We start from the raw sequence: 14496 nt of genomic DNA on the forward strand, positions 1-14496 counted from the left end.
TCATCAGTCATTGGTCATTAGTTGCTCCCTCAGGTTAAAAGCAAAGCAAACAAACCGCACATTGCAATCCCATCAAAGACCCCAGCCCCACCAATACTAAGAACACCCGCACTCATCCGTTGAATTTCTCTGAGATGGAGTAAATCAGCCCCAATCAGGGTCCCTAAAATTCCGCCAGCAAACGCAATGGAAGGGGCGATGGGTTCAGCAATGAGTAGCGCACTAATCGTCGCAGTGAGGGGAGAAATGAGAGCATCCATCTGAATGCCAATTCCAGGGACAATTTGAGCAGAAAAGTAGCTAACAACAGTCACAATTAGCGTGACTCCCAAAATAGCCATCGGATTGGAACGGGTCAATTCGTAAATCGCTAACAAAACCGGAATTAAACCACCGCCAACATTCAGGGCAACAACGGTGGTTTGGCGAACTTTATGCAAAGGAATTCCCCAGAATTGTTGTAGCCACAAATCACGAACATCAGGAACAATAGGTCTGACTGATTCAATGCGATAAAGCGGAATATTGATGGTACTCCCCACAAGCATGGCAACAAAAATTAAAACTGCCATATTGGGAGAAAACCCCAGTTTGGCAACTGCGATCTCAACAATTTCAAGGGTAATTGCGATCCAGAGAAATGGCAGAAGGAATAACAGCAATAAAAATAGTAAAAGCGATACCGGGAGATAAATCATCTTGATTGACTCTGATTGCAATTCACAATTGTTGCTGGATCAAGGGGTGCGGTTTTCTGAACTGGGAACTCTGGTGGGCAGGCTTGCCAAGCGCAATCACCCTTCTTAATATTTTATTTAGAAATTGTTTATTGAAACAACAATCCCGACCTTACAGAGAAGAGCCACTAAAATGTAAGATGAAAAAAAAGCTTGTTTAACTCAACTCTTAAAACCCTATGCCACGGACTCAGCGCAACGATAACTTTATCGATAAGTCATTTACGGTGATGGCAGATTTAATCTTAAAAATGCTGCCCACTGGAAAACAGTCCAAAGAAGCTTTTACCTATTACCGGGATGGGATGTCAGCCCAAGCAGACGGAGAATATGCAGAGGCATTGGATAATTATCATGAAGCCTTAAAACTGGAAGAAGATCCCAATGATCGCAGCTATATCTTGTACAATATAGGCTTGATTCATACCAGTAATGGTGAGTACGAAAAAGCACTCGAATATTACCAAGAAGCGATTGAAGCCAATGCTCGTCTTCCCCAAGCCCTCAATAATATCGCTGTCATTTATCACCATCAGGGAGATTTAGCCAAACAAGAAGGGCGAGAAGAAGAAGCAGAAGCTTTCTTTGATCAGGCAGCAGAATATTGGAAAGATGCGATTCGCATGGCGCCGAATAACTATATTGAAGCTCAAAATTGGTTAAAGACGACAGGTCGTTCCGATATAGATGTTTACTTCTAAGCAAATTAACGATGATTGATCTCGAACAAGTGAAAAAAGTTGCTCATCTTGCCCGGTTAGAACTCACGCCGGAGGAAGAACAACAATTTACAACCCAACTCAGTAGTATTTTGGAGTATGTGGAACAACTCAACGAGTTGGATACTACGGATGTTGCTCCCACTACTCGCGCGATCGATGTCAGTAATGTGACCCGAGAAGACGAATGTCGTCCCTATTTAGAGCAAGAAGCCTTACTGGATCAAGCCCCAGAGCGAGAAGATACGTTCTTCAGAGTTCCCCAAATCATGAGTAGTGACGAATAAATCCATCTTGACCTTCAATTCCCTTTCCCACTCAGGAAGGGGAAACGAGCAACTCCCCCATCATCGTACAATACCAACAAGCTAATGCTCGATTCTTTTTTGAAAAAACTACCGCAATGGTCTTTACTTGCAGCGATCGCGCTCTTCTTCCCTCCTCAGCTCACTCAAGCTGCCCCTGCCAATACAGCACCGAAAAATTTAACCCAATTCCTTAATTCTCTGGCAACAGCTGCTAATAATGAGGATACGGCAGCGGTTCGCGCTGCTTACAGCTCGAATTTTACCACTGAATCCGGTTTAAATGGTGAGACTTTAGCGCAAAAGCTAGAAACCCTCTGGGAACAGTATGATCAGCTTGATTATCAAGTCGAACTCCAAAGCTGGGAACAACAAGGAGATACCCTCGTTGCGGAAACACTCACTCGCATTCGCGGCTTACGAAACGCCCAAGGGCAAGATGTTGTCTTAGAAGCCACGCTGCGATCGCGCCAAGAAATTCGGGGCGAGCAAATTGTTTCCCAACAGATGCTCAGTGAACAATCCAAAGTTTACATCGGTGATAATGCCCCGCGAGTCAAAGTAAGCGCCCCCAATCAAGTGGAAGTCGGACAAGACTTTAACTTTGATGTGATTGTTCAAGAACCCATTGGCAATGATATCTTGATGGGAGCGGCGTTGGAAGAAGAAGTCACTGCCCAGGGCTATTTAAACCCAGAAAATCTGGATCTAGAAATTTTACCAGCCGGTGGGATTTACCGTTTGGGAGAAGCACCGACAGCACCGGGTAAGCGTTGGCTTTCTGCGATTGTGGTTCGCGATAATGGGATGACTCTCGTCTCGCAACGATTGAATATTGTTCCTGCAACTGCTGCGTTGTCGAACTCTAAGGAAGATTGATGGATTCGGTTGAAGATAAGATTGTTTTAATTACTGGCGCGAGTAGCGGTATCGGTGCTGCTTGTGCCAAACTCTTTGCCCAGGGTAAAGCCAAATTAATTCTCAATGCTCGTCGTCAAGAAACATTAGAAAAGCTCGCTGCTCAATTAGAGCAAGACTATGGGACGCAATGTCATTTGCTGCCCTTTGATGTGCGCGATCGCGCAACCATCGAACGCTCAATTAGTTCTCTCCCCGCTGCTTGGTCCAATATCGACATTTTGATTAACAATGCTGGTTTAAGTCGCGGTTTAGATCCCCTGCAAGAAGGAAAAATCCAAGACTGGGAAGAAATGATTGACACCAATGTCAAAGGTTTACTTTACATGACGCGCTATGTGACTCCCGGGATGGTCGAACGAGGAAGGGGTCATGTCATTAATGTCGGCTCGATCGCTGGACATCAAACTTATCCCAAAGGAAATGTTTATTGTGCGACCAAAGCAGCCGTGCGCGCCCTCTCAGAAGGATTAAAGCAAGACTTACTAGGAACACCCGTGCGCGTTAGTTGTGTAGATCCGGGTTTAGTGGAAACAGAATTCAGTTTAGTGCGCTTTCGCGGAGAAGCGGAAAAAGCAGCAAAAACTTACGAAGGGTTAATCCCCCTTTCACCAGAAGATATTGCCGATGTCATCTATTTTTGTGCCACACGCCCTCCCCACGTCAACGTCAGTGAAATGTTAGTGATCCCGACGGATCAAAGTGGTGCAACGATGGTGCATCGACGGAGTCAATAAGATAAAGCGTAACCGATTTTAGTACTTTCGGGTGAAGCGGTGAAGGGGGTGAGGGGGAGACCAGGTGAGAGAGTGGACAAAGAACCAATAAAATAACAACGAATAACGAAAAATAAAGATGCAAATTCAATTTTGTGATGACCCAGAAAAAATAGACCTTGCTGCATTGCAAAATCTCTTCAATCTCTGTGCTTTTTGGGCAGAAGGACGCACGCAAGAAGGATTAGAGCTTGCGATTGCCAATAGTAACCCAGTGATTACAGTTTGGGAAGGAGAACGCTTAATCGGCTTTTCTCGGGCGACAACCGATTGTGTCTATCGCGCTACGATTTGGGATGTTGTGGTACATCCAGAATATCGAGGCATTGGTTTAGGGAGTAAATTAGTGGAAACCATGCTTGCCCATCCCCGTTTAAGTCGGGTTGAACGAGTGTATTTGATGACCACCTACCAACAAAACTTCTATAAACAAATTGGCTTTCAGGAAAATCAGACCACAACGATGGTCATCTATAACAGTGACTTTCCTTGCCATAATCTTCCGTCAGAAAATCAGCAAGAGATTGTTCATGCCGAAAGTGTAATTCAAGTTTCCCATTCTCAACAGTTTTAATTTCTAGGCTAAATTTCAGTGATCCGGATGCAACTCGCCCTGACTTTACCCGCTTCCAAGGTGAAGCTCATCCCCTAACGTTAAACTAAAATAAGCCCTGGTCATCGTCGAGAACAATTAACGAACCGAATGTCAACACCTCCCCTCGAACAAGAATTAAAAGCTGCTGTCGAATCCCGACGGAACTTTGCCATTATTTCTCACCCCGACGCCGGTAAAACCACTCTCACCGAAAAACTCCTCTTGTATGGAGGGGCAATTCATCAAGCGGGTGCTGTCAAGTCGAAACGCGCGCAACGGAAAGCCACTTCCGACTGGATGGAATTAGAAAAACAACGGGGAATTTCCATTACCTCCACTGTTCTGCAATTTAACTATCAAGACTTTCAGATTAACCTCTTAGATACCCCCGGTCACCAAGATTTTAGTGAGGATACATATCGCACCCTTGCTGCTGCCGATAACGCAGTGATGTTAATTGATGCAGCAAAAGGGTTAGAACCGCAAACCCGCAAATTGTTTGAAGTGTGTCGGATGCGATCGCTGCCCATTTTTACCTTTGCCAACAAGATGGATCGTCCGTCACGAGAACCCTTAGAACTCATTGACGAAATCGAACAAGAATTAGGCTTACAAACCTATGCCGTGAATTGGCCAATCGGCATGGGCGATCGGTTCAAGGGGGTGTATGACCGTCGCAGTCAACAGATTCATTTATTCCAACGAACGGCCCACGGCAGTACTCAAGCTGCAACAACCGTCATTTCTCTCGGCGATCCGAAAATTGAAGAAATTTTAGACCAAGATCTCTACTTCCAACTGAAAGACGAAATCGAAATTATTGAAGAAGTTGCGCCAGACTTCGATCTCAGGAAGATTCATAACGGCGAACTGACGCCCATGTTCTTCGGCAGTGCCATGACCAACTTTGGCGTACAGTTATTTCTCGATGCCTTTTTGGAATACGCGCAACCCCCAGAAACGCACCAATCCTCACTGGGAGAGATGGCTCCGACTTATCCCGACTTTACCGGCTTTGTGTTTAAGCTGCAAGCGAATATGGATCCCAAACATCGCGATCGCGTAGCTTTTGTTCGCGTTTGTACCGGAAAATTTGAAAAGGATATGAACGTTAACCACGCTCGTACCGGCAAAACCGTCCGCCTCTCTCGTCCGCAAAAGCTCTTTGCGCAAGATCGCGACTCTATTGATGAGGCCTATCCAGGTGATGTCATTGGCTTAAATAATCCCGGTATGTTTGCCATTGGCGATACCGTTTATGCGGGAAAGAAAGTCGTTTATGAAGGCATTCCCTGCTTTTCGCCCGAACTCTTTGCCTATTTGAAAAACCCGAATCCCTCAAAATTTAAGCAATTCCATAAAGGCGTGACTGAACTGCGAGAAGAAGGGGCAATTCAAATCATGTACTCCAAAGATGAAAGTAAGCGCGATCCCATTCTTGCTGCGGTTGGACAACTGCAATTAGAAGTGGTGCAATATCGCATGGAAAATGAGTATGGCGTAGAAACGAGCCTAGAAATGCTGCCCTATAAAGTTGCCCGCTGGGTAAGAGGCGGTTGGGAAGCGCTGGAAAAAGCGGGACGACTCTTTAATACTGTCACCGTCAAAGACATCTGGGAACGCCCTGTCTTACTTTTCAAGAATCAATGGAACTTAGAGCAAATCAAAGGCGATCATCCTGAACTGGAATTAAGTGCAACCGCACCCGTGGGAGTCGGCTTAGAACCTGATGCTTAACTCTAGTAATCAGTAAGCTATATTGATCAACTCTTTGTGCGCTTTGTGTCTTTGTGGTTCATTCAAGACTGATAAAAAAGGATGAACCAGTCACACGATAAACTGACGTTCCTGCCGCCTAGATGACGAAGCCGAGTGAGATGAAGCCAAGCCTGTCTTTTGTACTCATGGTTTTACCGGTGTATTGATGTTAATGTAATAGTCATTACGTTAATTATTAGTGTAATGGCTGTTACGTTAATTGTCAACCTATGAGCCGCCCCACTGAACCACAGAAGAAGCAAGAGCTTTTAGAGCAATGTCTAGCTGCTGCAATTGAAGTAGGAGCATTGGACTCCAGTATCAACGCGATCGCTAAGAGAATAGGGACTAGCGGACGAATGCTCATTTATCACTTTGGCTCTAAACAGGAATTAGAGCGACAACTCATCGGTCTTTTGGAGACTCGCTTGCGCGAAAAACTATGGTCATTTCAAGGTGTGTCACTTGAAGGGGTAGATTGCCTAGTAGAAAACCTGCTTGAAATGTGGAGGCATTTGACTTCACCAGAGATGCATGGCTTGCTGAAACTGACGATGGAGCTAAATCAACGTGCTATACAAGGCGACTCAGAAACACAAGGTTTCTTAGAACAAGAGAGTCAAAAATGGGTAGATTCTCTATCTAATCTCACAAATAACAAAACTACTGCATTATCACTATTTCACTTGTTTCAGGGTGCAATCTTGGACTTTTTGACTACGGGAAACGCACAACGTGGACAGCAAACCATTAAGGCTTTTACGGAAACTCTGCGGTAGCTTCGCCTTAAGGATTGTGTCCCTGTAAACCCAAAGGAAGATCGCGCGATCGCGTATCGTAGCAGTTTTTATTGTGAATGAACAACCTAACGTATGGTTAAACCAAGTGAGAGGAAAGAGTTCCGAAAAACTGCCGATCAATAGTGAACTACTGCCTGTATGCCTACTCGCTTCAAAAATGTAACATTAAATACAGTTTGATTGTCAATAAAGTCTTAATGTGATCATCAGCTTTTAAAAAATAGGACTGGGAATGAGTCTGCCATTGCCAGAAGTCTCTCTAGGAGATTATGTGATGGCAATAAATAATTGGATTATTCAAATGCATAGACATATCATCAATGATTCATGTTTTGTATCAGTAAAAACAACAAAATAACCTCAAAAGCCATACCCTTTTTTTGAAGAGGAATTAAATAGTTCAATTGTATTCCTTCTATGAAGTAAAAAGGAATACGCCTAATTTTTAAATATTTCTTCCAGTGTCTAAATTTTAAGGAAATAATATGACTAGAAAACGCTCATATTTTGATTTGGGTCGTACCTCTCGCCGGAAATTTATTAAATATAGTTCCCTAGCAGTTGGTGCAGGGGTGGTTGCAGCTTGTACGAGAGGAGGAGGAGGGGGTTCTGCTTCCCAAGAAGATTTAGGAGAAAATCCGATTAAAGTCGGGGTAATGTATTCTACAACCGGAAGCATTGCGATTGTGGAAAAATCTCTACAAGACTCCACATTTCTCGCCATTGATCAAATTAATAACGGAACAGGTCCTTGGCAAGATAATGGACCGGGAATTGCCGGTCGCAAAATCCAAAGAATTGTTGTTAACCCTGACTCCAATTGGGACTTGTATAACCAGATGTCAAAGCGTCTGATTGATGAGGATAATGTCAAATGTGTTTTAGGATGTTATACCTCAGCGAGTCGGAAATCGGTGCTACCGGTATTTGAAGAAAAAGATTCACTTTTGTACTATCCCGTTTATTACGAAGGCAATGAGTGCAGTTCTAATGTCTTCTATACCGGTGCTGCCCCTAACCAACAGATTACTGATTCAATTCCCTATTGTTACGAAAACTTTGGTCCCAAAGGCTTCTTCATTGGTTCCGATTACATTTACCCGAAAGAAAGCAATCGCATTGCCAAAGCAGAACTGGAAAAATTAGGTGGGCAAGTGGTTGGTGATGAGTACGCCGCACTCGGCACAACTGAATTTATCACCATTATTAATAAAATCAAACAGGCGCAACCTGACTTTGTTTTAAGTAATTTGGTTGGGGATAGTATTCCTGCTTTTTACCGTCAATATAAAAACGCTGGCATTAGTGCTGAGGATATTCCCATCATGGCCTATCCCACTACAGAAGAAGAAATTCAAGCGATGGGCGCCGAATATGCAGCTGGACATTATACCAGTTTTAACTATTTCCAAAGTGTTGATACGCCTGAAAATGAACAGTTTGTTCGTGAATTTAAAGAAATGTTTGGGAACAATCGGGTGACGAATGGGGTAATGGAAGCGGCGTATTTACAAACCTTCTTCATGGCACAAGCCATGAAAGATGTCTTGGAAGCCGGAGAAGAAATCAACACGAAAACCTTGCGAGAAGCTACCCGTGGGCAAGAATTTAACGCCCCACAAGGGAAAGTAAAAATTGACCCGGATAACTACCATACCTATCTCTACGCTCGGATCGGGCGCTGGCAAGAAGATGGACAAGCAGACATTGTCTTCTCTAGCCCGTCTGCAATTAAACCGATTCCTTGGAGTCAAACCTTATATCCAGGGCGGATGTGTGCTCATCCTAGCCCTGATGATCGCAGTGATCCGACTAAAGAAACGGGTCAAGAAAACTTAGAAACGAAGTATTTAGAAAGCTAATTCATTCCCTTTTCCCCCGATTTAGAAAATTGGGGGACTTTCAGGCTTTTCTTTGCTTATAGGGTCGTTCAAAAAGGAGATGAACTATTGCTAAACCAACTGGCATTGACATATATCTTGGCGCAAGAGAATTCAGGCTTTGAGTTGATTCCTTTACTTAATCAGTTGATTAGCGGGGTGGGAATTGTTGGGATCTTATTATTGACGGCATTAGGACTTGCCATCACTTTTGGCGTCATGGGAATTATTAATTTGGCCCATGGCGAATTCATTATGCTGGGGGCTTATACCACTTTCCTCATGCAAGACTTATTTCAGATGGATTTATTGTTAACCATTCCGTTTGCCTTTGTGGTGACAGCAGCTATTGGCGGATTAATGGAGTTAACGATTATTCGTCGTCTTCACGGTCGTCCTTTGGAAACTTTATTGGCAACGTGGGGATTAAGCATTGTCCTCCGTGGCGTGATTAAGCTCATTTTTACCGCCCAGTTGAAGTATGTGCGAGCCCCCTCCTATATATCTGGCAGCTTAACCGTGCTTACGGATGGTGCAGGGGTACCGACCGTTTCCATCTCCTACTATCGTCTTTTGATTATTGGCATCGCGATCGCGCTGCTTCTCCTCACGGCTTATCTGCTCTACGGCACGGGTTTAGGACGACAAATGCGCGCGGTGACTCAAAATCGCGATATGGCAAAATGCCTCGGCATCAACACTAACTTAGTGGATATGGCAACCTTTGCCTATGGCTGTGGCTTAGCCGGAATTGCGGGAACTGTCATTTCTGCGATTAAAACGGTTTCCCCGCCCATGGGTCAAGATTACTTGGTGGATGCTTGGATGGTAGTTGTTACCGGCGGAGTCGATAAACTGATTGGGACCTTAGCCGGTGCCTTTGTCATTGGCGAATCCAACGCCGCGATCGCGTTTTTCCTCAATGATCCCGTTGCTCGGGTGATTGTCCTGACTGCCGTCATCATTATTATCCGCTACCGCCCAGAAGGACTCTTCACTGTACAGAAACGCGGTTAATTCATCGTCATCAGTCGTTCATCGAGAAATCAGTTAATGACACAAGTACTTCCTGGCGTTCAACAACCTACATTTCCCCGTAAACTTGCGCTAGTTGTGGGAATCGGTTTTCTTCTCTTTGCTATTTTTCCCTTCCTTGCGGGTAACTTTCAAACGTCCTTAATGGCAAAACTTCTGCTGTTTTCGGCTCTTGCCATTTCGCTTGATCTCGTTTGGGGCTTTACCGGTATCCTTAGTTTTGCCCAAGGGGTCTTCTTTACCCTGGGTGGCTATGCCATGGCGTATTACCTAAAACTCAATCTTTCCGCAGACGCTAATACTTATGGAGTTGCTCTCCCTGACTTTATGGTTTGGAATGGCTTAGAACAACTCCCTTGGTTTATTGCCCCCCTGCAATACTTTCCCCTGGCGATGATTGCCATGGTCTTAATCCCGGCTGGCTTTGCTTATATTATTGGTTGGTTTATTTTTCATTCTCGGGTCAGTGGGGTTTATATCACCATTATTACCCTTGCCATCTCTTCAGCGCTGACCACTTTCTTTGTCAGTCAACAAGCCTATACGGGCGGAACCAATGGCATTACCGATGTTGCGCCCTTAAGTTTATTCGGAGCAGAAATTCCTCTCATTGGCTTGTATTGGATGAGTTTAGTCTTTACCACTGCAGTTCTCATTGGAACTTGGTGGCTAACGCAATCCAACTTTGGTCTCATTCTCCGTTCCATTAAAGAAAATGAGCGTCGTATTGCCTTTTTGGGCTATGACATTGCCAGCTACAAAATTTTCATCTGGACCTTGTCTGCCGGAATTGCCGGGATTGCAGGCGGGTTATTTGTTGCGCTCAATCAATTTATTTCTCCGGTTTATCTTGCCGTTGCCTTTGGGACACAAGTTGTCATTTGGGTGGCAATTGGCGGAAGAGGAACACTCATTGGTCCTTTTGCTGCTGCCCTTATTCTCGGACAAGTCCAGAACTATGCAGAACAAGTGACCCAAGACTGGCAACTGATCATTGGCGTTTTACTGTTAGTTGTTGTGTTATTTATTCCCAACGGCTTGATGAGCTTAGTTCCCAAAACGCTTAATTTCAGCCAAGGGACAACCAAAACTGCTTCTCCTGATTCTTCGGCTGGTTATCTCCAAGCCCAACTCATCGATTGGATAACTCCGTTACAGAACTTAGCAAAAGCAAGCCTGAAAATTTTACGCAAGAACCGTTCCCGTCGTTAAGGACTCACTCTGATGAATAACATTCTTTCTGTTAAAGATTTACAAGTTGAATTTTTTGGCTTTAAAGCCCTCAAAGGGGTTAATTTAGAGGTGGCTGACCGCGAGATTGTCACAATTATCGGTCCCAATGGGGCTGGAAAAAGTACCCTCCTTGATGCCATTGTCGGTAAATCTCCGGTTGCTGGTGGTCAGGTCAGTTACCAAGGAAAAAATATTACCAATCATCTTCCTCATGAAATCGCCCGGATGGGAATTGGTCGCAAATTCCAAAATCCCAACGTTTACAATGAATTAACCGTTTTTGAGAATCTTTTATTGGCACTCAAAGGGTCTCACGGCATTTTTGCGTCTATCACGTCTAAATTAACCCGCATGAAGCGCCATAAAATCACCTCGGTTCTCGAACGAATTGGCCTTATGGAGTATGCCGGAACCAAAGTGTCTTCTCTCTCTCATGGACAAAAACAGTGGGTAGAAATTGGCATGGTTCTAGCCCAAGATCCGGCTGTGGTTTTACTCGATGAACCCACTGCTGGGATGACCCCAGAAGAAACCCATGCTACTGGAGAAATTATTAAAGCAATGTCTGAATTTCATGCGGTGGTCGTTATTGAGCATGACATGGAATTTGTGAAACAAATTGCACAGCGCATTGTGGTCCTTCACCAAGGACAAACCTTAGCCGAAGGAAGCGTAGAAGAAGTACAAAATAATCCCAGAGTTGTGGAGGTTTATCTCGGTCGTGAAAAAATCGATGTCGCTGCTTGAACTGTCTAATGTTACCGCAGGCTATGGACAAACCCCAGTTTTGTTTGATATATCCATGACGGTAAACAAAGGGGACTTAGTTTGCTTACTGGGGCGAAATGGCGTAGGAAAAACCACTCTTTTGCGCAGTATTATTGGCTTAAATACTCTTAGCAAAGGGAGCATGATTTTTGATGCTGATGATATTAGCAAAACGCCCACATATAAGAGAGCGCAATATGGGATTGCTTATATTCCTCAAGGACGGGAAATTATCCCCTATTTATCGGTTTTAGATAATCTGAAACTGGGTTTTGCTGCCAGTGGTGCGAAAAGCAAAAAAATTCCGGAAGAAATTTTTGAATTCTTCCCGATGTTAAAAGAACATTTATCCCGTCAGGGTGGCTTACTGAGCGGCGGACAACAACAACAACTGGCGATTGCCAGAGGGTTAATGTGTAATCCGAAACTAATGCTATTAGATGAACCAACTGAGGGCATTCAACCTTCAATTGTGCAAGAAATTGAAGAGACACTAAAACGAATCAATAAAGAAAAAGGAATTACTGTTTTAGTGGTTGAACAAAAAATTGACTTTGCGCGCCAACTGGCAAGAAAGTTTTTTATTATGGATAAAGGGGCAATTGTTGCCCGAGGACAAACAGAAGACTTAACGGATTCTGTGGTGCATCAATATTTGGCTGTTTAAAGAAGACTAAATTTAACATTAGAGCAAGGACAAAGGTGAACGTTGGTTTGCCTTTATTTTTTATGCCGAAAAATAACTAAGAAAAAATACTATTTTTTGTATATGACATAACATTTTTTCTCCGTTTAAAGATGTCAAGATTTAGTTCAGTAAAAATACAAAATATTTTCTCATATACTCAATTATTTGAGTCAATTAATGAGATTAAATTGAATCATTTTGTGGAGTAAAAAACAGTGCCAGAAACACTTTTTAAGGTAGATTTAACCAAACCCATGCGTGATCAGGAAATGCCTGGACATAATCGGTGGCATCCTGATATTCCGCCTGTTGCTTCAGTCAAACCTGGGTCGGTTTTTCGCATTGAATGTAAAGATTGGACCGATGGACAAATTAAAAATGATGATAACCCCAATGATATTCGCGATGTTGACTTGAGTGTGGTTCATGTTCTCAGTGGACCGATTGAAGTGGAAGGGGCAAAACCGGGGGATATCTTAGTGGTTGACATTCTGGATATCGGGGCATTACCAGGTGACGAATGGGGATTTACCGGGATTTTTGCCAAAGAAAATGGTGGGGGCTTTCTAACGGAACATTTTCCCAAAGCCAATAAAGCGATTTGGGATTTTCAAGGCATTTATACGCAATCCCGACATATTCCTGGTGTCCGCTTTGCTGGGATTACTCACCCCGGTTTAATTGGCTGTGCGCCATCTCATGAGTTATTGGCGAAGTGGAATAAACGGGAACGGGAGTTAGTCTCGAGTGATCCCAATCGTGTGCCACCGTTAGCGACGTTACCGAATCCAGAAAATGCCGTTTTAGGCACCTTAAAAGGGTCCGCGTTTGAAGAAGCAGCAGCAGAAGCAGCGCGAACCGTTCCGCCACGGGAACATGGCGGGAACTGCGATATTAAGAACTTATCGCGCGGATCAAAAATTTATTTCCCCGTGTATGTAGATGGGGCAAAACTTTCTATGGGAGATATTCACTTCTCCCAAGGGGATGGGGAGATTACCTTCTGCGGCGCGATCGAGATGTCAGGTTATATCGACCTCCATGTGGATATTATCAAAGGGGGTGTGGATAAATATGGGATGGTGAACCCCATCTTTAAACCGGGTCCCGTTGAACCTCGTTATTCAGAATATCTCGTCTTTGAAGGCATTTCCGTCGATGAATTTGAAGGGAAACAATATTATATGGATGCCCACATTGCTTACCGACGCGCTTGTTTAAATGCCATTGAATATCTGAAAAAGTTTGGCTTCACCGGGGAACAGGCTTATCTCTTACTCAGTTGTGCGCCCGTAGAAGGTCGTGTTAGTGGAATTGTAGATATTCCGAATGTCTGCTGTACCGTTGCCATTCCCACCGAGATTTTTGATCAAGATATTGTACCAGTATAGAGGAGATGAAACTGAATGCCGTTATATGAGTTTGAATGTGAGACTTGCGGTGTTTTTGAAGCGTGGCGTACCATTGCGCTTCGAGATTCTGCCCCGAATTGTCCCACTTGTGATGGGAAAAGCCAACGCATTTTTTCGGTTCCCCACTTTAATCTCAGTTCTGGTGGCGCTTTCTTGAAAGCCAGACAAACCAGTGAACCGAAATTAGAAAAACGAGAGAAAGAACCCTCGCAACCCAGCTACCAAAGCCATAAGCGCGTAGAGCTTGGCTCGTGTCGAAGACATCGGCCTTGGATGATTGGTCATTAGTAGTACGTACGGTTAATGCCCTCAAACGATTAAGGTTGGGGGCTAAAATCAATCAAATTAGAAACTGTTTAAGATCTGATCTCAATCATTCAGAATTGAACGTAGAGGGTCAAAACTATAACGAATTAACCCGGTCTGATTTTCCCGCTGATTGTCACCCCGTGAGCTGACTAATTCAAGGAACCCTATTCGGTGTAAACTTTTTTCCTGAAGCAGAAAACGAATCAATCTTATTCAAGCGCGATCGCGCCTTTTATTTACTGTTCATATTTTTTTCGATCAATTCGTTATGCTTTAGGAAGGTTAGAATTAAATGTTATTTAAAGATGAGTAACAAGCTAAGCAAGAAGCTAAGCAAGAAGCAAAAAACTAAAACAATTGGTGAACGTTTAGCAGAGGAAGAGATTATCTTTGGCGAAGGAGATATTAATTTATCAGAACGTGAAACGCGCAAAGCAAATGCTCATAAAGCGGAAAAAAAAACGTCATCGATCTGATTAATGTGAATGGATCAATTAGCATTAATAGACGCTGGTCCGTTAATTTCCTTTTATAACAAGCGCGAAAAATATCAAAAGCAGATT

The 14496-nt window shown here is 43.7% G+C and carries 16 protein-coding genes; 15 read left to right on the forward strand and 1 reads right to left on the reverse strand.

Going from position 1 to position 14496, the window contains the following annotated elements:
- Positions 1–29: 29 nt before the first annotated feature.
- Positions 30–698, reverse strand: coding sequence for a DUF1614 domain-containing protein (locus GVY04_18495; GenBank protein ID NBD18044.1), 669 nt, complete (start codon positions 696–698; stop codon positions 30–32).
- Positions 699–916: 218 nt separating this feature from the next.
- Between GVY04_18495 and GVY04_18500 the strand changes: the two genes are divergently transcribed.
- The 15 genes from GVY04_18500 (at position 917) to GVY04_18570 (ending at position 14409) form a co-directional block, all read left to right on the forward strand.
- Complete coding sequence (locus GVY04_18500; protein NBD18045.1) at positions 917–1438, forward strand: photosystem I assembly protein Ycf3; 522 nt, start codon at positions 917–919, stop codon at positions 1436–1438.
- An 11-nt stretch (positions 1439–1449) separates the two neighbouring features.
- Positions 1450–1743, forward strand: coding sequence for an Asp-tRNA(Asn)/Glu-tRNA(Gln) amidotransferase subunit GatC (gene gatC, locus GVY04_18505; GenBank protein ID NBD18046.1), 294 nt, complete (start codon positions 1450–1452; stop codon positions 1741–1743).
- 84 nt (positions 1744–1827) lie between these two features.
- Positions 1828–2640 carry a nuclear transport factor 2 family protein gene (locus GVY04_18510; protein NBD18047.1) on the forward strand — a complete coding sequence of 271 codons (813 nt, stop codon included), beginning with the start codon at positions 1828–1830 and terminating at the stop codon, positions 2638–2640.
- On the forward strand, positions 2640–3416 hold the full coding sequence (locus GVY04_18515; GenBank protein ID NBD18048.1) for an SDR family NAD(P)-dependent oxidoreductase: 777 nt from the start codon (positions 2640–2642) through the stop codon (positions 3414–3416). The genes GVY04_18510 and GVY04_18515 overlap by 1 nt, the downstream gene beginning before the upstream one ends.
- Before the next feature lie 118 nt (positions 3417–3534).
- Complete coding sequence (locus tag GVY04_18520; GenBank protein ID NBD18049.1) at positions 3535–4029, forward strand: GNAT family N-acetyltransferase; 495 nt, start codon at positions 3535–3537, stop codon at positions 4027–4029.
- A gap of 129 nt (positions 4030–4158) precedes the next feature.
- Positions 4159–5787, forward strand: a complete 1629-nt coding sequence (gene prfC, locus GVY04_18525; protein ID NBD18050.1) for a peptide chain release factor 3 — start codon at positions 4159–4161, stop codon at positions 5785–5787.
- 251 nt (positions 5788–6038) lie between these two features.
- Positions 6039–6587: a TetR family transcriptional regulator gene (locus GVY04_18530; protein NBD18051.1), complete on the forward strand. Its 549-nt coding sequence runs from the start codon at positions 6039–6041 to the stop codon at positions 6585–6587.
- Positions 6588–7093: 506 nt separating this feature from the next.
- Positions 7094–8470, forward strand: coding sequence for a transporter substrate-binding protein (locus GVY04_18535; GenBank protein ID NBD18052.1), 1377 nt, complete (start codon positions 7094–7096; stop codon positions 8468–8470).
- A gap of 87 nt (positions 8471–8557) precedes the next feature.
- Complete coding sequence (gene urtB / locus GVY04_18540) at positions 8558–9505, forward strand: urea ABC transporter permease subunit UrtB (GenBank protein NBD18053.1); 948 nt, start codon at positions 8558–8560, stop codon at positions 9503–9505.
- 36 nt (positions 9506–9541) lie between these two features.
- Positions 9542–10735 (forward strand): urea ABC transporter permease subunit UrtC, encoded by a 1194-nt coding sequence (gene urtC, locus GVY04_18545; protein ID NBD18054.1) that lies wholly within the window; start codon positions 9542–9544, stop codon positions 10733–10735.
- Between the two features lie 12 nt (positions 10736–10747).
- The gene (gene urtD, locus GVY04_18550) at positions 10748–11503 is read left to right on the forward strand and encodes an urea ABC transporter ATP-binding protein UrtD (GenBank protein ID NBD18055.1); all 756 of its coding nucleotides are present in this window, start codon (positions 10748–10750) and stop codon (positions 11501–11503) included.
- Positions 11490–12191: an urea ABC transporter ATP-binding subunit UrtE gene (urtE, locus tag GVY04_18555; protein ID NBD18056.1), complete on the forward strand. Its 702-nt coding sequence runs from the start codon at positions 11490–11492 to the stop codon at positions 12189–12191. Before urtD ends, urtE begins: the two co-directional genes overlap by 14 nt.
- 236 nt (positions 12192–12427) lie before the next feature.
- A complete protein-coding gene (locus GVY04_18560) occupies positions 12428–13603 on the forward strand; it encodes an acetamidase/formamidase family protein (GenBank protein NBD18057.1) in 1176 nt (391 codons plus the stop codon).
- Positions 13604–13618: 15 nt separating this feature from the next.
- The gene (locus GVY04_18565; GenBank protein NBD18058.1) at positions 13619–13912 is read left to right on the forward strand and encodes a zinc ribbon domain-containing protein; all 294 of its coding nucleotides are present in this window, start codon (positions 13619–13621) and stop codon (positions 13910–13912) included.
- A gap of 326 nt (positions 13913–14238) precedes the next feature.
- Positions 14239–14409 carry a hypothetical protein gene (locus tag GVY04_18570; GenBank protein NBD18059.1) on the forward strand — a complete coding sequence of 57 codons (171 nt, stop codon included), beginning with the start codon at positions 14239–14241 and terminating at the stop codon, positions 14407–14409.
- Positions 14410–14496: the final 87 nt, after the last annotated feature.

The sequence above is a fragment of the Cyanobacteria bacterium GSL.Bin1 genome (assembly GCA_009909085.1).
In the GTDB taxonomy this organism is placed as follows: domain Bacteria; phylum Cyanobacteriota; class Cyanobacteriia; order Cyanobacteriales; family Rubidibacteraceae; genus Halothece.

Coding starts and splice junctions, on each gene's coding strand:
- urtC (NBD18054.1), top strand. CDS start 9,542: ATGACACAAGTACTTCCTGGCGTTCAACAACCTACATTTCCCCGTAAA.
- gatC (NBD18046.1), top strand. CDS start 1,450: ATGATTGATCTCGAACAAGTGAAAAAAGTTGCTCATCTTGCCCGGTTA.
- GVY04_18495 (NBD18044.1), bottom strand. CDS start 698: ATGATTTATCTCCCGGTATCGCTTTTACTATTTTTATTGCTGTTATTC.
- GVY04_18500 (NBD18045.1), top strand. CDS start 917: ATGCCACGGACTCAGCGCAACGATAACTTTATCGATAAGTCATTTACG.
- GVY04_18530 (NBD18051.1), top strand. CDS start 6,039: ATGAGCCGCCCCACTGAACCACAGAAGAAGCAAGAGCTTTTAGAGCAA.
- GVY04_18515 (NBD18048.1), top strand. CDS start 2,640: ATGGATTCGGTTGAAGATAAGATTGTTTTAATTACTGGCGCGAGTAGC.
- prfC (NBD18050.1), top strand. CDS start 4,159: ATGTCAACACCTCCCCTCGAACAAGAATTAAAAGCTGCTGTCGAATCC.
- urtD (NBD18055.1), top strand. CDS start 10,748: ATGAATAACATTCTTTCTGTTAAAGATTTACAAGTTGAATTTTTTGGC.
- urtE (NBD18056.1), top strand. CDS start 11,490: ATGTCGCTGCTTGAACTGTCTAATGTTACCGCAGGCTATGGACAAACC.
- GVY04_18565 (NBD18058.1), top strand. CDS start 13,619: ATGCCGTTATATGAGTTTGAATGTGAGACTTGCGGTGTTTTTGAAGCG.
- GVY04_18570 (NBD18059.1), top strand. CDS start 14,239: ATGAGTAACAAGCTAAGCAAGAAGCTAAGCAAGAAGCAAAAAACTAAA.
- GVY04_18535 (NBD18052.1), top strand. CDS start 7,094: ATGACTAGAAAACGCTCATATTTTGATTTGGGTCGTACCTCTCGCCGG.
- GVY04_18520 (NBD18049.1), top strand. CDS start 3,535: ATGCAAATTCAATTTTGTGATGACCCAGAAAAAATAGACCTTGCTGCA.
- GVY04_18510 (NBD18047.1), top strand. CDS start 1,828: ATGCTCGATTCTTTTTTGAAAAAACTACCGCAATGGTCTTTACTTGCA.